At 68.6% G+C, this 18,206-nt stretch carries 15 protein-coding genes; 4 read left to right on the top strand and 11 right to left on the bottom strand.

Annotation, left to right across the window (positions count from 1 at the left end):
* Nucleotides 1-33 precede the first annotated feature (33 nt).
* The 10 genes from WS75_RS14040 to WS75_RS14085 all read right to left on the bottom strand — a co-directional run bounded on the left by WS75_RS14040 (nucleotide 34) and on the right by WS75_RS14085 (nucleotide 11,716).
* On the bottom strand, nucleotides 34-1,524 hold the full coding sequence (locus tag WS75_RS14040) for an efflux transporter outer membrane subunit (RefSeq protein ID WP_059680990.1): 1,491 nt from the start codon (nucleotides 1,522-1,524) through the stop codon (nucleotides 34-36).
* Nucleotides 1,502-2,587, bottom strand: coding sequence for an HlyD family secretion protein (locus WS75_RS14045; RefSeq protein ID WP_059680991.1), 1,086 nt, complete (start codon nucleotides 2,585-2,587; stop codon nucleotides 1,502-1,504). The genes WS75_RS14040 and WS75_RS14045 overlap by 23 nt, the downstream gene beginning before the upstream one ends.
* Nucleotides 2,584-3,288 carry an ABC transporter ATP-binding protein gene (locus WS75_RS14050; protein ID WP_179948907.1) on the bottom strand — a complete coding sequence of 235 codons (705 nt, stop codon included), beginning with the start codon at nucleotides 3,286-3,288 and terminating at the stop codon, nucleotides 2,584-2,586. The genes WS75_RS14045 and WS75_RS14050 overlap by 4 nt, the downstream gene beginning before the upstream one ends.
* A complete protein-coding gene (locus WS75_RS14055; protein ID WP_059680993.1) occupies nucleotides 3,285-4,421 on the bottom strand; it encodes an ABC transporter permease in 1,137 nt (378 codons plus the stop codon). Before WS75_RS14055 ends, WS75_RS14050 begins: the two co-directional genes overlap by 4 nt.
* Nucleotides 4,418-4,639 (bottom strand): DUF2964 family protein, encoded by a 222-nt coding sequence (locus WS75_RS14060; protein ID WP_059680994.1) that lies wholly within the window; start codon nucleotides 4,637-4,639, stop codon nucleotides 4,418-4,420. The genes WS75_RS14055 and WS75_RS14060 overlap by 4 nt, the downstream gene beginning before the upstream one ends.
* Nucleotides 4,640-4,795: 156 nt before the next feature.
* Entirely contained in the window at nucleotides 4,796-5,920 is a 1,125-nt protein-coding gene (locus WS75_RS14065) for an ABC transporter permease (RefSeq protein WP_059680995.1), read from the bottom strand.
* Between the two features lie 2 nt (nucleotides 5,921-5,922).
* Nucleotides 5,923-8,745 carry a ribosome-associated ATPase/putative transporter RbbA gene (gene rbbA / locus WS75_RS14070; RefSeq protein WP_059680996.1) on the bottom strand — a complete coding sequence of 941 codons (2,823 nt, stop codon included), beginning with the start codon at nucleotides 8,743-8,745 and terminating at the stop codon, nucleotides 5,923-5,925.
* The gene (locus tag WS75_RS14075) at nucleotides 8,742-9,815 is read right to left on the bottom strand and encodes an HlyD family secretion protein (RefSeq protein WP_059680997.1); all 1,074 of its coding nucleotides are present in this window, start codon (nucleotides 9,813-9,815) and stop codon (nucleotides 8,742-8,744) included. Before WS75_RS14075 ends, rbbA begins: the two co-directional genes overlap by 4 nt.
* The gene (locus WS75_RS14080) at nucleotides 9,812-11,305 is read right to left on the bottom strand and encodes an efflux transporter outer membrane subunit (protein WP_059680998.1); all 1,494 of its coding nucleotides are present in this window, start codon (nucleotides 11,303-11,305) and stop codon (nucleotides 9,812-9,814) included. The genes WS75_RS14075 and WS75_RS14080 overlap by 4 nt, the downstream gene beginning before the upstream one ends.
* Nucleotides 11,306-11,527: 222 nt before the next feature.
* Complete coding sequence (locus WS75_RS14085; RefSeq protein ID WP_059680999.1) at nucleotides 11,528-11,716, bottom strand: DUF2964 family protein; 189 nt, start codon at nucleotides 11,714-11,716, stop codon at nucleotides 11,528-11,530.
* Between the two features lie 290 nt (nucleotides 11,717-12,006).
* On the opposite strand from WS75_RS14085, the gene WS75_RS14090 reads away from it, so the two are divergent.
* The 3 genes from WS75_RS14090 to ftsH are packed head-to-tail and all read left to right on the top strand — an operon-like array spanning nucleotide 12,007 to nucleotide 15,144.
* Entirely contained in the window at nucleotides 12,007-12,654 is a 648-nt protein-coding gene (locus tag WS75_RS14090) for a BON domain-containing protein (protein WP_059681000.1), read from the top strand.
* Between the two features lie 39 nt (nucleotides 12,655-12,693).
* Nucleotides 12,694-13,203: a BCAM0308 family protein gene (locus tag WS75_RS14095; RefSeq protein WP_059681001.1), complete on the top strand. Its 510-nt coding sequence runs from the start codon at nucleotides 12,694-12,696 to the stop codon at nucleotides 13,201-13,203.
* A 33-nt stretch (nucleotides 13,204-13,236) separates the two neighbouring features.
* Entirely contained in the window at nucleotides 13,237-15,144 is a 1,908-nt protein-coding gene (gene ftsH / locus WS75_RS14100; protein WP_059681002.1) for an ATP-dependent zinc metalloprotease FtsH, read from the top strand.
* Between the two features lie 56 nt (nucleotides 15,145-15,200).
* On the opposite strand, the gene WS75_RS14105 is transcribed toward ftsH, so the two are convergent.
* The gene (locus WS75_RS14105) at nucleotides 15,201-16,997 is read right to left on the bottom strand and encodes an adenosylcobalamin-dependent ribonucleoside-diphosphate reductase (protein ID WP_059681003.1); all 1,797 of its coding nucleotides are present in this window, start codon (nucleotides 16,995-16,997) and stop codon (nucleotides 15,201-15,203) included.
* Between the two features lie 208 nt (nucleotides 16,998-17,205).
* Here WS75_RS14105 and WS75_RS14110 point away from each other — a divergent pair, with 208 nt between their 5' ends.
* Entirely contained in the window at nucleotides 17,206-18,141 is a 936-nt protein-coding gene (locus WS75_RS14110) for a 1-phosphofructokinase family hexose kinase (protein ID WP_059681062.1), read from the top strand.
* The last annotated feature ends 65 nt before the right edge of the window (nucleotides 18,142-18,206 follow it).

An 18,206-nucleotide genomic window follows, 5' to 3' on the forward strand; every position in this document is an offset into this window, starting at 1 on the left:
AAAACGGAGCTGAATACCCGTGCGGCGCGCCTGTCAGCCCGCGTCGCCCCAGCCGCCGCCGAGCGCGACGTAGAACGCGACCGTGTCCTGCAGGCGCTGCGCGACCGTTTGCAGCCACGCAATCCGCGCCTGATGGTATTGCACGTCGGCGACCAGCAACTGGACGTAACCGGCGATCCCCGCGTCGTAACCGGCCTGCGTGAGCTTCAGCGCGTCACGGGCAGCAGCCATTGCGCGCGCCTGCGCATCGAGCGCCGCCGCGTCGTTCGCAAGCGCGCGCAACGTGTCGGCCACCTGCGAAAACGCCGACAGCACCACTTGGCGGTAGGTCGCATCGGCTTCGTCATACGCATCCTGCGCGGCGCGCCGCTGGTTCAGCAGCGTGCCGCCGTGAAAGAGCGGCGCGGTGAGTCCGGCGCCGACGCTCCATGCGCGGCCGGCCGGCGCGAACAGCTTGCCGGCGACGACGCTTTCGAACCCACCCGATGCGGACAGCGTGAGGTTCGGGTAGAGCGCGGCCGTCGCGACGCCGACCTGCGCGCTGGCCACGTGCAGTTGGGCTTCGGCCTGCAGAATGTCGGGGCGGCGGCGGACCAGCGACGACGGCGCCGTGTCGGGCAGGCTGGCGGGCAATTCGATCCCGTCGAGCGACAGGTCCGGCGTCTGCCAGTCGACCGGGTAGCGGCCGGCCAGCAGCGCGAGCAGATCGTCGGCCTGCGCGCGCTTCTGGTCGAGCGCGGGCAGCGTCGCCTCGAGCGATGCCCGCTGCGATTCCAGCGTCAGCACCGCGACGTAGGCCGCCGCGCCGGCCGCCACCTGCACGCGCGTCAGACGAATCTGCTCGTCGAGCAGGCCGATCATCTCGCGCGTCGCCGCGGCTTCGTCGCGATAGGCCGCGCGCGCGACCATCGTATTGACGACGTTCGCGGTCAGCATCAGATACGCGCCCGCCAGCGCCTGCCGCTGCGCATCGACGTCGGCCTTGAGCGCTTCGACCTGGCGCCGTTCGCCGCCCCACAGGTCGAGCGTGTAGCTGACCGTCGCCGACAGCGTGAACAGGTTGAAGATCGATGCCGGCAATGCCTGGCCGGTGCGCAGCGGCGTGGCGCGCTGGCGCGACGCGCCGGCCTGTGCATCCACCTGCGGAAAAAAGATCCCCTGGCCGGCCCGCAGCGCGTGCTCGCTGCGCCGCAGCGTCGCTTCGGCGAGATCGAGCGTCGGGCTGCCGGTCAGTGCTGCGTCGACGGTCGAGTCGATCGCGCGGCTGCCGAAGCGCGTCCACCAGTCGCGCGTGAGCGCCGTATCCGCGGACAAGGCCTGCGTCCGTCCATCGCCGGTCCAGGGGCCGGACGCTGCGCGCGGGTCGTCGGGCGGCACGAAGCGCCCGACACGCGGCGCGGGCGGCGGGACGAAATTCGGCCCGACCATGCAGCCGGCGAGCAGCACGGCGACGGCCAGCGCGCCGGCTCCGCGGCGCAGCGCCCGTGCACGACGGGCTCCGTTATTTGCCTGCGACGTAGACATCGACGATCTGCCCGGGAAACAGCCGCACGTTCCTGTTCGGCACGATACGGAAAATGACCGGCAGCACGCGCACGTCGACGCGCTCGGTGCGCTGGTCGGACAGCTCGATCTTCGGCGTGACGTACGGCTGCACGCGCACGAACTGGAGATCGGCCTCGACCGACGTGCCGCGCACGAACATGTGCGCCTTCAACGCGTGCAGGTCGGGTAGCTGGTGGATCAGGATTTCGTCGATGTAGCAGCGCACCTGCAGCCGGTCGACCGGTGTGCCGAGCACCGCGACGGGCGCGTTGCCCTGCGTGTAGGTGTCGTACAGCCCCTGCGAAGTCAGGTACGAGCCGACGGCCGCGTTCATCGCGAGCACCGTGCCGTCGGCCGGCGCGCGCAGTGTGTAGCGGGCGAGCAGGGCGGCCGCCGCATCCGCCGCGCGCCGCAGCGCGACGGCCTGCGCTTCCTGGTTGCGCACGTCGTAGTTCCAGGCGCCGGCTTTCGTCAGACGATACTGCCGCGTCACGACGTCCAGGTTGGCCGCCGCGACGCGCACCGCGTTCGCGGCCGTGTCGAGCGCGTCGCGGCTCACCGCCTTCGGATCGATGTCGTACGCGTGCCGCTGCTTGTCGTACTGGTCCTGGGCGAGCTTCAGGCTCGCCTGCGCGGCCGCGGTCTGCGCACTGGCCACGTCGAGCACCTCGCGGCGCGGCTGGGCCTTCAGTTCGTCGAGCAGGGCGACGGCCGCGTCGGCCTGCGCCGCGAGCTGGGCGGCGGTGGCGCGCTGCACCGCGTCGTCGATCGTCAGCAACGCGTCGCCGGCCTTCACCGGATCGCCGTCGTGCACGAGGATGCGCGTCACTGCGCCCGAGACGTCCGGATAGACGTTCACGTTCGCGCCGGCCGGTTGCTCGCTCTCGACGATGCCGTTCGCATAGACGCCGCGCGCATACGGATTGGCGGCCGGCTTGAATACCGGCGGCTGCGGCGGCTCCTGGCGGCCGTAGAGCCACGCGGCGGCGATGCTTGCCAGGAAGCCGAGCACGGCCAGCACGAACACGAGCCGGTGTTTCATCGCGCACCTCCGCGCTCGATCCCGCTCAGCCTGCCGTCCTCCATCCGCAGGATGCGATCCGCGTATTCGAAAATCCGCGCGTCGTGCGTGACGATCACGATGCAGCGCGTGTCGCTCAGCACCTTGTGCTTGACGAAGTCGATGATCATGCGGCCCGTGTCGCCGTCGAGCGACGCGGTAGGCTCGTCGAGGATCAGCAGGTCGGGCTGGCTGACGATCGCGCGCGCGATCGCGACGCGCTGCTGCTCGCCGCCGGACAGCTTGACGGGCGGAAGTTGCGCGCGGTTCGCGAGCCCGACGACGTCCAGGTACGCGTGCGCTTCCTTGATCGCTTCATCCCACGGCCGGCGCTTCAGGATCAGCGGGATCGCGACGTTTTCCGCGGTCGTGAGCCGCGGGAACAGGTGGTAGTCCTGGAACACGAAGCCGATCCGGTTCAGCCGGAAATCGGCGATCGAATCGTTCGACTGCGCCCACAGGTCGATGCCGTCGATCGACACGGAGCCGTCGTCGGGCCGAAGGATGCCCGAGATCACGCTGAGCAGCGTGGTCTTGCCGCTGCCGGACGGCCCGACGATCAGCAGCATCTCGCCGAAGTTCGCCTGGATCGATACGTCGCGCAGCGCCTGCGTGCGCGCGTCGCCTTCGCCGAACCATTTGCTGACGCCGTGGGCGTCGATCGCGATGCCGGCCATCGTCAGCCCCGGAAGATGTCGAACGGCTCGATGCGCAGCACGCGCCGCACGCCGAGATAGCTCGAGATCGTTGCGATCACGACCACCATGCCGAACGCGAGCGACAGGTTGCCGTAAGTAATCAGCGCCGCGTAGTCCGGAATCCTCAGTTTGGCGAGCGTGATCATCAGCACGCACAGCCCGACGCCGATACCGTAGCCGGTCAGCGCGGTGAAGGTCGCCTGGAACAGGATCATCGCGACCAGTTCGCGGCTCTTCGCGCCGATCGCCTTCAGCGCGCCGAACTTGTCCAGGTTCTCGAGGATGAACGCGTAGAACGTCTGCCCTGAAATCGACAGGCCGATGATGAAGCTGATGATCGTCATCAGCATGATGTTGGTGCCAAGGCCCGTCTCGTACTTGTAGAAGCGCGCGATCTGCGCGATGAATTCGTCGCGCGTGTATGCACGATAGCCGAGCGACGTCACCACCGCCTTGATGTGTGCAACGTCCGCATCCGACTTCGGCTCGACGAGGATGTACGAGGTCGTGAAGCGCGGCGACGGAATGTAGCGGATCGCGCGCGCGTACGTGGTGTAGAGCGTCGGCGTGCCGAACAGGCCGCTCGCGGCGACCTTCGCGATGCCGACGATCACGCCGCGATGATCGTTCAGTTCGAAATCTGTGCCGACCGACGGATTTTCGAGCTTCGGAAACTCCGGATCCTGAATCGCGATGAAGCCGTTTTCCGCGTAGATGTCCTCGATGCGGCCCTGCAGCATCGTCGGGCGGCCGAGCAGGCTGGCGTCGTCGAGGCCGACGACCGTCACGGCCTGATAGGTGCCGGAGCGCAGCTTGACGAGCGCGCCGCCGGAGTAGAGCGGCACCGCATACTTCACGCCGTCGATGCTGCGCACGGCGTCGAGCACGTAGTCGGGCATGCCGATGCTGTTCGCGATCGTCTTCACGGCCGGGTCCATCACCCAGACCTTCGCGCCAATGTTGATGACCGACGCCGACGACTTGTTCAGGATGCCGGCGAACAGCGACGTCATCTCGATCATCAGCAGCACCGAGAAGGTGATGCCGACGGTCAACGCGGTGAATTTCGCACTGTCGTTGACGAGCAGCTTGAACGCGAGCCGGAGGATACCGTTCACGATGACGAATCCAGCGCGTCCCGTCCGTGCCGCCGATGTGCGGACGACGCGGGATCGAGCTGCGCGATGAACGCGACGACGCCCGACACCAGCGCGATGATTGCGTACGGAACAACCGTCTCGTCGATCAGCATCGCATGCACGACGCCCAGCAGCGAAGCGAGCGCGATGAACACGCAGAGCGTCGCGAGCGCGCTTCGGTATGGCAGTCCCATCATGACGTTCTCCCGGGAAGCGGCCGCCGTTGACGGCGTTGCCGTCAACGTAGCTGCCACTGGTTGCGCAAGACATGGCGTCATGATCGCGTGCCGCGCTCCGGCACGATTGATCTGTATCAACGGACAAATCCCGGCGTCGCGGGCGCGACGCGTCGATCAAGTCATCTGACCAATCGTCTTGCGGAATCGCGTCAGCGAAAGGAGAAACAGCACGCAGCCGATCGCGAACAGCGCGGCAAACTGGGCCCACACCGCATCGAGCCCGGCACCGCGATACAGGATGCGCTGCGCGAGCTCGACGAAATGGGTGGTCGGCGCGGCCAGCATGATGTCCTGCACGACGGGCGGCATGCTTTCGCGCGGCGTCAGCCCGCCCGACAGCAGTTGCAGCGGCAGCAGCACGAGGACGAGCAGCATGCCGAACTGCGGCATGCTGCGCACGAGCGTCGCGAGAAAGATCCCCATCGACGTGGTCGCGAACAGGTGCAACGCCATGCCGGCCACGAACAGCGGCACGGACCCGGGAATCGGCACGTGCAGCGCGCCGCCCACGACGAGCGTCAGCGACGCGACTGCCGCCGCCGCGACGACGAGCCCCATCGACCAGACCTTCGCGAGCATGATTTCCGCCGCGCTCACCGGCATGACGAGCAGATGCTCGATCGTGCCGTGCTCGCGCTCGCGAATCAGCGCGGCCCCGGTGAGGATCATCGACAGCATCGTCACGTTGTTGATCAGCTCCATCAGCGCGCCGAACCAGACTTCGTCGAGATTCGGGTTGAAGCGCATCCGCATCGCGAGATCGACGGGCGGCAAGGACGTGCCGCGATGGCGCTGCACGAAGGCATCGATCTCGCCCGCCACGATCTGCTGGATGTAACCGCCGCCGGTGAACGCCTGCGTCATGCGGGTCGCATCGACGTTGAGCTGGACCGTCGCGTGGCGGCCGGCGAGCACGTCGCGCTGGAAGTCGGGTGGAATGTCGAGCGAGAATGTGTAGTCGCCGTCGTCCAGCCCGCGATCGGCCGCGCCGGCGTCGACGATCGGCGGCGGCGCGAACTGCGGCGGGAAGAACGCCGCCGCGATGCGCGCCGACAGCGGCGACGCATCCTCGTCGACGATCGCGATCGGCACCTTGTGCAGCGTTTCCGGGCGGGCGGTGGCGGCGACGTAGATCGACGCGCTGAACGTATAGATGATGAGCGCGAGCAGGATCGGGTCGCGCGCGAGGCTCCACAGTTCCTTGACCCCGAGCCGGAAAACGACGAGCAGGCGGGACATGGTCAGCGCTCCTGCTTGCGCAGCAGCACGCCGGTCATGACCAGGATGACCGGCACGGCCGCGAGCATCGGCCAGAACTGGGACGACAGGTCGGCCAGCCCGAGCGCCTTGTTGTAGACGCCGCGGCTGATCGCGAGCATGTAGGTGGCCGGATAGACGGTGCCGACCCACTTGCCGCTGCCCTCGAGCGACGACAGCGGCGTGAGCAGGCCCGAGAACTGCACGACGGGAATCAGCGTGCCGACGATCGTCATGAAGATCGCGGCGATCTGGCTGCGGGTGAACGTCGACGCGAACAGCCCGATGCCGGTGGCCACGACGTTGAATATCAGCACCGCGGCCGCCAGCGTCGCGAAACTGCCCTTGATCCGCACGCCGAACACGACGTCGGCCAGCACGACCATCAGCAGGAAGTTCAACATGGCCAGCATGACGTACGGCGCCTGCTTGCCGAGCAGGAATTCGGCACGCGTGACGGGTGTCACGTACAGGTTGACGATCGACCCGAGCTCGCGTTCCCGCACGACGGCGAGCGCGGTCAGCATCGCGGGCAGCATCAGCAGCAGCATCGGCATGATCGCCGGAATCATCGCGGGCAGGCTCTTGACGTCGGGGTTGTAGCGATAGCGGATCGCGATGTCCACGGCCGGGACGAGCGACACGCCGAGCCGGCGCTTCGCCTGGTCGCGCAGCCAGTTTTCGTGCATGCCGGCCACGTAGCCGCGGATCGTCTCCGCGCGCATCGGCATCGCGCCGTCGACCCATGCGCCGATCTCCACGCGGCGGCCGCGCGCGACGTCGCGCGCGAAGCCGGGTGGGATCTCGAGCGCGAGCGACAGCTGGCCGTTGCGCATGCGGCGCTCGATGTCGCGGTCGTCCGCGAGCGGTGCGCGCGGCACGAAGTAGCGGGAACCGGCGAGATTCTGCGCATAGTCCTGGCTCAGGATCGACTGATCGCGGTCGAGCACCGCGAACGTCAGGTTGTCGACGTCGAGACTGATCCCGATGCTGATCACGCACATCAGTACGAGCGAGCCGAACAGCGCCAGCGTCGCGCGTAACGGGTCGCGTCTCAGTTCCAGTACTTCGCGCCACAGATAGCTGCCGGCGCGCGCCGGGCTGAACCATGCCGCCGCATCGCCGGCGGCCGCCGCAGCGGGCGGCGCGGCGAGCCAGCCGGCGTCGGACGGCGCATCGGCCGTCGTGCCGTCCGAACCGCCCGCGCCATCCGCTTTCTGCGCGTCGCTCAGGTAGCCGATGAACGCGTCCTCGAGCGTAGCCGCGCCGCGCAGGCGCACCAGTTCCTCGGGCGCGGCGCTCGCGAGCACGCGGCCCGCATGCATCAGCGAGATGCGGTCGCATCGCGCGGCCTCGTTCATGAAGTGCGTCGAAATGAAGATGGTGACGCGATCGTTGCGCGCGAGCTCGATCATCAGCCGCCAGAAGTCGTCCCGTGCGACCGGGTCCACGCCCGACGTCGGCTCGTCCAGGATCAGCAACTCGGGCTTGTGCACCATCGCCACCGCGAGGGACAGCCGCTGCCGCATCCCGAGCGGCAGGCGCTCGGGCAGCGCGTCGAGGGCGTCCGTGAGCCCGAAGCGCGCGATCATTTCGGTCACGCGTGCAGGCACATCCGGTTCCGGTACGCCGAACAGGCGCGCGTGCAGCACGAGGTTTTGCCGGACGGTCAGTTCGCCGTAGAGCGAAAAACCTTGCGACATGTAGCCGACGCGCCTGCGCGTGTCGATGTCGTTCGCGGTGATCGGCCGGCCGAACAGCGTCGCCGTGCCTTCCGACGCGGGCAGCAGGCCGGTGAGCATCTTCATGGTCGTCGACTTGCCGCAGCCGTTGGAGCCGAGAAAGCCGAAGATTTCGCCGCGGCGGATCTGCAGGCTCACGTGATCGACCGCGACGAAATCGCCGAACCGCATCGTCAGCGCGTCGGCCTCGATTGCGTAACCGGCCGCCTGATCGGGCTGGAACGGCTCGATCACGACCGGCTGGTGTCCGCGCCGGCGGGCCTCCGGCAGCAACGCGATGAACGCGGCTTCCAGCGTGTCGCAACCGGTGCGTTCGAGCAGCTCGCCGGGGCTGCCGGTTGCCAGCACGCGGCCCGCGTCCATCGCGATCAGCTGGTCGAAACGTCGGGCCTCGTCCATGTACGCGGTGGCGACCAGCACGCTCATCGCCGGGCGGGCGGCACGAATGCGTCCGATCAGCTCCCAGAACTGCGCGCGCGACAGCGGATCGACGCCGGTCGTCGGTTCGTCCAGGATCAGCAGGTCGGGATCGTGAATCAACGCGCAGCACAAGCCGAGTTTCTGCTTCATGCCGCCGGACAACTTGCCGGCCGGGCGATCCAGGAACGGCTGCAGGCCGGTGCTGCGCGTCAGCGCGTCGATCCGGCGGCGGCGCTCCGCGGCATCGTGGCCGAACAGTCTCGCGAAGAACTGCAGGTTTTCCTCGACCGACAGCGTCGCGTACAGGTTCCGGCCGAGGCCTTGCGGCATGTAGGCGATGCGCCGGCATACGCGCGCGCGATGTCGGCCCGACGACAGGTCGCCGCCGAGCGTCCACACGCGGCCCTGCTGAATCGCGCGCGCGCCGGACACAAGCGCGAGCAGGCTCGACTTGCCGACGCCGTCCGGCCCGATCAGCCCGATCATGCAGCCGGCGGGGATGTCGAGGGTCACGTCGTCGAGCGCGTACGTGTCGCCGTAGCGCAGCGAGACGCCGGACAGCCGGGCGACCATGCGCGAATCGGCCGACACCGACGAACCGTCGATCGATCCCGTATCCGTGTCGACGGGCGTCGTCGCATTCATTGCGGCACCCTGATCGCGAGGCGATCCGGCCAGCCCGCGTGCGGGTCGGTCTTCAGCCATGCGACGCCCGGCAACCCGGTCTTCACGAGTTTCAGGTGGCGCTGCAACAGATCGCGATCGATGCGCGCCTTGACCCGGAACATCAGCTTCTGCCGCTCGGTGGCCGTCTCGACCGTCTTCGGCGTGAACTGCGCGGTGCTCGACACATAGGACACGCGTGCGGGAATCACGTATTCCGGTGCCGCATCGAGCACGATCCGCACGTCGGCGCCGAGCGGAACCCGGCCGACGACCGCTTCGGGCAGAAAGAACGTCATGTAGACGTCGGACAGGTCGACGACGTTGAGCACCTTGCCGCCTGCCGGCAGGACCTCGCCCGACTCGGCAATCCGGTACTGGACGCGCCCGTCGCGCGGCGAAGTCAGTTGGCTGTCCGAGATGTCGGCCTGCACGCGCGCCACGGTCGCTTGCGCGGCCGTCACGGCCGAGCGCGCCGCGACGAGCTGGGCCCGGGTTGCGTCGACGGCGGCCTGCGCCGCTTCCACCTGGGCGCGTGCGGCGTTCACCGTCGCGCGCAGGCTGCCGGCGCGCGCGCGATCGTCGTCCAGCTCCTGCATCGATGACGCACCGTCGCGCGACAGCGTTTCGGACCGCGCGAGCCGCCGCGTGGCCGCGTCCAGCTCGCTTTCCCGCTGCACGACGACGGCCGCGGCCGCGGCCTTGTCGCTGCGACGCTGCGCGACCTGCGCGTCGATGCTCGCCGCGGTGTTCACCGCCTGCTGCTCCCGCGCCCGTGCCTCGTCGAGCTGCGCCTGCAGGACGACGACGTCCATGCGTGCGAGCGGCTGGCCGGCCGTCACGAAGTCGCCTTCGTCGACGAGCATGGCAGTGACGCGCCCCGGCAGCTTGGTCGCGACGTCGATTTCGGTCGCCTCGATGCGGCCGTTGCCGCTGACGAGCCCCGCATCCGTCTGGCCGTCGCGCCAGCGCGTCCACCCGTAGTACGCGAGGCCGATCGCGAGCACGGCCGCACCGACACCGATCAGAAGAGGGCGCGGGATGGTTTTCATGGTGTGTTGTCCGAGTCTGTCGAAAGAGGAGCCGTTGCCGCGGCGGTCTTGCCGGTGTCGATCACGCCGCCGCCGAGCGCGCCGTACAGCGCGACGCGGCTCGAGAGCAGCGCACGACGGGTCATGACCAGCTGCTGTTCGGCGTTCATCAGGTCCCGTTGCGCATCGAGCACTTCGAGGAAGCGGGTCGCCCCGCTGTCGTAGCGCAGCTTCGCGAGGCGTGCCCGCTCGGCCTGCGACGCCAGCGTGGCGCGCTCGATGGCGACCTGGTCGGCCAGCCAGTGGCGCGCCGCGAGCGCATCGGACACGTCACGGAACGCGCGCTGCAGCGTCTTCTCGTACTGCGCGAGCGCCTCGTCGCGTTGCGCGTGCGAGAGCGCGAGATTCGACCGATTGCGGCCGCCGTCGACGAGCGGCAGCGTGACGTTGGGAATCACCGACCACACGCCCGCGCCGGACGACAGCACGTCATGCAGCGCGCTGCTTCCCGAACCGATCGCGCTCGTCAATGCGATGCGCGGAAAGAACGCCGCGCGCGCCGCGCCGATGTTCGCGCGGGTCGCCTGGAGTTCGTGCTCGGCCGCGATCACGTCCGGACGCCGGGTCAGCAGCGATGAAGGCAGGCCGGGGGCGAGCGACGGCAGCACCGCACCGTCGTCGAGCGCCAGCGGCGTGGCGGCCGCCGCGGGCGGCGCACCGACGAGCAACGCGAGCGCATCGGCCGCCGCCGCGCGGGCTTGCTGCAACTGGACGCCGAGCGATTCCGCCTGCTGCAGCAGGATCTCCGATTGCGTCAGGTCGAGGCGCGAGATCGCGCCGGCCGCGTGACGGAGCCGGAAAATCCGCAGCGATTCGCGGCGTGTGTCGATCGTCGCGCGGGTCAGCGCGATGCGTTCGTCGATCTCGCACAGCGTCAGATACGCGTCCGCTACGCCGGTGACGACGCTCAGCGTCACCGCCTGCCGGGCCGCATCACTCGCGAGGTAGCGCTGGAGCGCCGCTGCTTTCAGGTTGCGCACGCGGCCCCAGAAATCGATCTCCCATTGCGTCTCGGCCAGCTGGACTTCATACACCTGGCTGATGACGGGCGCCGGAGAGAGGAAGCCGCCCGGCGTGCGAAACCGGGCATAGGCCGCGCCCGCACCGATCGTCGGCCATTGATCCGCGCTGCGGATGCCATAGACCGCGCGAGCCTGCTCGACGCGTGCGACCGCCGCGCGCAGATCCCGGTTGTTGGCGAGCGCCTGCCCGATCAACGCACGCAGGCGCGCGTCGACGAAGTAAGCCTGCCACTCGGGCACGGGCGCCGCCGCTGTCGCGTCGGCGGAAGGATCCGGAAAGGATGCGGGAATCGGTGCGTCCGGACGCTCGTCCGGTGGCGCAAGCGACAGGCATCCCGACAGCAGACCCATGCCCGCCGCGAGCGCAATGGCACGCAGGCGCCGCACGACGGCAGGATGAAAGCGAACGGGAGGCGCGGCAGCGCGCATGGGATGCCTCGTCGAATACGGAAATGCAGGAATACGGGATGGCGCCGCCGCTCAGGCGTCGCCGATTCGGATTCACTTATATCCGACGAATACCGGGTTTCCCCTTGATCTGTGTCACTCGGGCGGGAATGCGTTTCGAGCGGTCCCTCGCTTGACGCACGTGTCGCAGCGTGCGTCGGCCGGTTTCGCGATGGCGTGCCGGACCGAACCGCGCGGTACCCGTCACGGGCGGTCGCCCGGGCCGGGATTGAGCAGCACGACGAACGCGAGGATGCTGGAGATCAGCGTGACGATCGAGTACCTGAACACTTTCTCGTCGAACAGCATCCCGTGAACGATGCCGACCAGCGACGCAATCGCGATGAACACGCTGAGCGTCGCGAGCACGATGCGGTACGGCTTGCGGATCATGACGGTCTCCCGGAAAGCGGTGGACGTCGACGGTCGTACGAATGCGAAACGTCCGTGTTGCCGCGGTTTTCGCGACGTCCGCGAATTCATGATCGCGTCGCGCCTCGTCGCGCGGTTGATCTGAGTCAACGGGCAAAACCGGCCATCGCCTGCCCGCCAGACTCCGCCGCCAGCCCGCCTTTGATTGATCCTCGTCAAGCCGCCGGCGCGGCCGTGCGCGATGCTGAACACGGTGCCGCACGCATCCGCTCGCAAGCTTTGCGGCCGGCACGGGCCGACGGGAGACCGACATGAAGTCCGATGCAGCACTCAAGCAGGATGTCGAGCAGGCGTTGTTCTGGAATCCGGCGATCGACGCGCGCCGGATCGACGTCGAGGTCCGCGACCGGATCGTGACGTTGCGCGGCACGGTCGACAGCTGGGCCCAGAAGCTCGAGGCGCAGAAAACGGCACTGCACATCGCCGATGCGCGCGCGCTGGTGCTCGAACTTAACGTCGCCCCGCCGGAGAGCGCCTGCGCGGACCAGGAACTGGCGATCGCGATCACGTTCGCGCTCGGATGGCAGGATGCGCTGCGCGATCTCAAGATCGGCGTCGAGGTCGATCACGGCTGCGTGACGCTCGACGGCGAAGTCGATCATGCGTATCAGAGCCGGGCGGCGGAAGCGATGGTGAGCCGGATGATCGGCGTCGTCGGCGTGGCGAACCGCATCCGGGTGCGCGCCGACCATACGGTGCCGGACGTCGGCGCCCGGATCGCCGAGGCGCTTGCGCGCCGTGCGCAGCGCGAAACCGCGGGAATTTTGATCGATGCAACCGACGGCATCGTCACGCTGACGGGCACGGTCGCGTCGCTGGCCGAAAAGCGCGCCGCATGCGGTGCGGCCGGGTCGGTGAAGGGCGTCCGGCAGGTCGTCGACCGGCTGACCGTTTCCTGACCGCCTTGCACGTGCTGTCTACTACCAGGAGAAACTGCGATGAACCGTTCGCATACCGGCCCCGGCCGGAACCATCTGCGCCGCGACAAGCGCATGCAGCCGCATACGAAGGACAGTTACCGTGATCCGAAGCGGCCGACAGGCGACCGCATCTGCGAAGGCTGCGGCGCGGTTTGCGACGCGGGCCGCTGGACCTGGTCCGCGACCACGCTCGACCGGCGCCAGCTCGAATGCCCGGCCTGCAAGCGCATGCGGGAAAACGTGCCAGCGGGCGAGCTGGTGTTGAACGGCGAGTATCTGCGCGCGCACCGGTCGACGATTCTCGAGTTGCTGGAGCGTCAGGCCGATCTGGAGACGAGCGAGCACGCGCTCGAACGCATCATGGACATCGAGAAATCCGACGATTCGCTCATCGTTCGAACGACGGGCGTGCATATGGTCCGGCGCCTCGGCGAAGCGTTGCTGCATGCGCACCACGGCGATCTCGAGATCAACTATCGCGACGGCGAGGACATGCTGCGAGCGCACTGGAAGCGCGACGACGCGTGAGCGGGCGGTAGTCCACCGGTCAGGTTCGATCCCATGAAAAAATCATTCGACTACTCCGGGCTGCTGATCCCGATCGCGTTCGCCGTGCTGGTCGCGGTTCAACTGCTGGCGCGCCAGCCGGCGGCGACGTCGATTTCCTACAGCGATTTTCACCACCTGGTGGACGCACGGCTCGTCGACGATCTCGAGATCGGCCAATCGTCGATCTCCGGCACGCTGCGCATGCCGGAGGCCGGCGCCGCGCTGCCCGCGTCCGACGCGGCCGAGGTGAAGCAAGCCGGCCCGCCGTGGCGCTTCACGACGAACCGGGTGAGCGACGAAGGCCTGGTCGCCACGCTGACGACTGCCGGGATTCGCTACCGCGGCGCGACGGATACGGGCTGGATCGGGACACTCGCGTCGTGGATCTTCCCGTTGATCGGCTTCGTCCTGATCTGGAATTTCATGATGCGAAGGCCGGGCGGGATGAGGGACCTGAGCGGCATGGGCAAAAGCCGCGCCCGCGTATACATGCAGAAGGAAACCGGCATCACGTTCGACGATATCGCGGGCATCGACGAGGCGAAGGCCGAGTTGCAGCAGATCGTCGCGTTCCTGCGCAACCCCGAACGCTACCAGCGGCTCGGCGGCAAGATCCCGAAGGGCGTGCTGATCGTCGGTGCGCCCGGTACCGGCAAGACGCTGCTGGCCCGTGCGGTCGCCGGCGAGGCCGCGGTGCCGTTCTTCACGATCAGCGGCTCGGCGTTCGTCGAGATGTTCGTCGGCGTCGGCGCGGCGCGCGTGCGCGATCTCTTCGAACAGGCGCAGCAGAGCGCGCCGTGCATCGTGTTCATCGACGAGCTCGATGCGCTCGGCAAGGCGCGCGGTGTCGGCCTGATGTCGGGCAACGACGAGCGCGAGCAGACGCTGAACCAGTTGCTCGTCGAGATGGACGGCTTTCAGGCCAATTCGGGCGTCATCATCATGGCCGCGACCAACCGGCCGGAGATCCTGGATCCCGCGCTGCTGCGCCCCGGGCGTTTCGATCGTCACATCGCGATCGACCGGCCGGACCTGAACGGGCGCAAGCAGATCCTGGCCGTGCATACGAAGCGCGTGAAGCTCGCGCCGGAAGTCGACCTGGCCGAGCTGGCGCAGCGCACGCCGGGCTTCGTCGGCGCCGATCTCGCGAACGTCGTCAACGAAGCCGCGTTGCATGCGGCCGAACTGGGCAAGCCCGCGATCGGGATGGCCGATTTCGACGAAGCCATCGATCGCGCGATGACCGGCATGGAGCGCAAGAGCCGCGTGATGAACGAACAGGAAAAGCGGACCATCGCGTACCACGAGTCGGGGCATGCGCTCGTCGCGCAAAGCCGCACGCACTGCGATCCCGTGAAGAAGGTGTCGATCATCCCGCGCGGCATCGCGGCGCTCGGTTACACACAGCAGGTTCCGACCGAGGATCGCTATGTGCTGCGCAGGAGCGAATTGCTTGACCGGCTCGACGTATTGCTCGGCGGACGCGTGGCCGAGGAAATCGTATTCGGCGACGTGTCGACCGGCGCGCAGAACGATCTCGAGCGGGCGACCGCGCTGGCCCGTCACATGGTGATGCAGTACGGCATGAGCGAGAAGGTCGGCCTCGCGACGCTCGACGATGGCGCGCGCCAGGGCGCGGCGCCGGGCGTGTGGACGCCGGGCGACGGTCACTGCAGCGAGCACACGGCGCAACTGATCGACGAAGAGGTGCGCGCGCTGCTCGAGGATGCGCATGCGCGGGTCACGGTAACGCTCGGCGAACACCGCGATGCGCTCGAACGGATCGCGCGCAGCTTGCTGCAGCACGAATCGATCGATCACGACATGCTGGTGGCGCTCATCGCGCCGGCGGACGATGCCGGCGACACGCCCCGGCCGGCGGAAACCGACTCGGAAACGACCACGGGCGTCTCCGCCTGAAGGCACGACCGCCGCGATCGTGCCGCCGGACACCTGCCGCCGGCTATCGTCATCGTTCAACAACCGATGCAGACAGGGCCGTCGCGCCGCACGTGCGCCGCGTCATCGGTCACAACCGACGCGAGCCGCCGATCGGGCCGGAAAACCGTGATGCCCTTGAGCCCGTCGCGCCATGCCTGGAAGAACAACGCGTCGACCTCCGCGAGCGAACACTGGCCGGGCATCGTCACGGTCTTCGAGATACCGGCGTCGACACACGGCTGCAGCGCCGCGAGCATCGCGACATGATCCGCCGGCGCGATCTCCGCGCCCGTGACGAAATAGCCCGGCAGCTTGACGCTCTCGCCATGCAGCTCGCGGAACAGCCTGTAAGCGTGATTCTCCGCCCGAAACGACCGGACCTCCCCGTCGGCGGTGCGAACCATGCGACGCTGCGTCCAGCCGACGGCCGGCTCGATCCCGTTCGAACAGTTGTCGCAGAACGCGAGGCTCACGCTGCCGGCCGGCGCGAACGACAGCAGATGGCTGTTGCGCAGCCCGTGCCGCGCGATCGCGTGATGCACCTTCAGCGGCAACAGCGTGCGATACGCGGGGCCGGTCAGATAGGCGGCCGGGTCGTAGGCCGGAAACACGCCGCGCTCGGCTGCAAGCGCGGCCGATGCGGCAAACGCATGCTCGCGCATCGTCAGCACGATCCCGCGTGCGAGCGTGCGTGCTTCCACGCTGTCGTAGCGCAGCCGCAGCATCATCAGCGCGTCGGCCAGCCCGGTCACGCCGACCCCGATGCGCCGTGTCCGCCGCGCCTCGTGCTCGTGCGCGGCGAGCGGCCACGCGGTCAGGTCGAGCACGTTGTCGAGCATGCGGACCTGGATGCGCACCGCGTCGGCGAGTGTCGCGAAGTCGAAGCGCGGCTTCCCGTCGACACCGAACGGATGCAGAACGAACCGCGACAGGTCGATCGGCCCGAGCACACAGCTGCCGTAGGACGGCAGCGGCTGTTCGCCGCACGGGTTCGTCGCGTCGATCCGCTCGTGCTCGCGCAGCGGATTCGCGTCGCGGATCGTGTCGAGGAACAACAGCCCGGGTTCGGCGCTGTCGCGCGCGGCGTTGACGATCTCGTGCCAGAGCGTGCGGGCCTGAACCGTCGCGTAAAGGTAACGTCCGTCCGGCCGCCCGGGCGGCGTGCCGGATACGTAGCCTGGCGGTGCGTGATGGACGAGCGCCCACGGCAGGTCGTGCCGGACCGCCTCCATGAACGCGTCCGTGACGCCGACCGACAGGTTGAACGTCGGCCAGCGCGAGCGCCCGCGCTTGGCCATGACGAATGCGACGAGGTCCGGATGATCGCAGCGCAGCACACCCATTTGTGCGCCCCGGCGCGGGCCGGAAAACGGCAGAGCCCGGCACATCGTATCGAAGCGGTCGATCGCCGCGCATGCGCCGCGCCCGGATGACAGGCGCCGTTCGTACGCGTCGGCGGGCGGCACCGGCGAGAAGTCGTAGCCGATGCCGCCGCCCATCGACAGCGTGACCCGTGCGTCGTCGAGCGCATGCGCGAGCGCTGCGTCGAGGGCATCAACGGGCGTGTCGGCCGGAATCGCGAGCGGATGGACGAAGCAATTGATCATCGTGCCGCCGGTATGCGCGCCGGCATTCGCGAGGATGCGGCCCGCGCCGATCGCGCCACGCTGCAGGTTCACGAAAAACGCGCGCTCCACCTGTGCGCGGAGCTCGGCCGGCTCGGCGAGCGACAGTGCATGGGCGACGCGATGGAAGACGGCCGCACGAGACGTCTCGCCGGGCTGCGCGTAGCGTTCGGCGAACACGGTGGTGCAAAGCGGCTGCTCGTCCATGACGGGGCTCGGCGACGTTGAATGATTCACTGTAGGAGCCTGCCCGAACGTGTCGTTGATCGAGCGCAACCGGGTCCGTTCGCGACATCGCTTGACGGCGGTCAACGCCGTCACCGGCGTCGAACGTAAGGTGGAGCCACGGCCGGCACGCGGCGGTTGCCGCGAATCGCCGCGCCGCCGCGCCAGCCATCGACTGCGAACCACGCACATGACCGATATCGTTACCGTTACCTTGAATCCGGCCGTCGATGTCGCGACGTCCGTCGAGCACATCGTCGATACGCACAAGCTGCGCTGCGCACGGCCGCGGCGCGACCCCGGCGGCGGCGGGATCAACGTCGCCCGAACCATTTACCGCCTCGGGGGCGATTGCGTCGCGCTGTACCTGGCGGGCGGGCCGACCGGCGACGTATTGACGCTGCTGCTCGAAGCCGAGCGCCTGCCGGCGGTGCGCATCAGGATCGCCGGCGAGACGCGAGAGAACGTCTGCGTGACCGAGACCGCGACCGGGCGCGAATACCGGTTCCTGATGCCGGGGCCGTTGGTCACGGAGGCCGAGTGGCGCGACTGCGCAGCCCGCATCGACGCCATGCAACCTGCGCCGCGCTATCTCGTGCTGAGCGGCAGCCTGCCGCCCGGCGTGCCCGACGACCTGTATGCAACGCTCGCGCGGACGGCCCGGGAAAGGGGCAGCCGGGTCGTGGTCGATGCGGCGGGCCGGGCGCTGCAAGCGGCCCTCGAGGCCGGTGTTCATCTCGTGAAGCCCAGTCTCGCCGAACTGAGCGCGCTGGCCGGCGAACCGCTCGACGACACGTCGGCATGCCGGAAGGCGAGCGAACTCGTGGCGCGCGGGCAAGCCGACATCGTCGCGTTGACGCTCGGTGCGCGCGGCGCATGGGTCGTCACGCGCGACGGCGCGCGGCGCCTGCCCGGCAGGCCGGCAGCGGTGTGCAGCACGGTCGGCGCGGGCGACAGTTTCGTCGGCGGCATGGTCTGGGCGCTGGCGCGCGGCGTGCCGTTCGACGAAGCGTGCCGCTATGCGCTGGCGGCATCGGCTGCTTCGGTCGAGCATCCGGGCACGGCGCTGTGCACGCGCGACGACGTCGAACGGATTCACGCCGAACTGGTTGCGCAGGCAAGCTGACGACCAGGCGGCCTGACGCGCGCACGATCGCGCCTCGCACGATCAATCGTTGATCTGGCTCAGCG

The organism is Burkholderia sp. FL-7-2-10-S1-D7, assembly GCF_001524185.1.
Lineage (GTDB): Bacteria > Pseudomonadota > Gammaproteobacteria > Burkholderiales > Burkholderiaceae > Burkholderia > Burkholderia diffusa.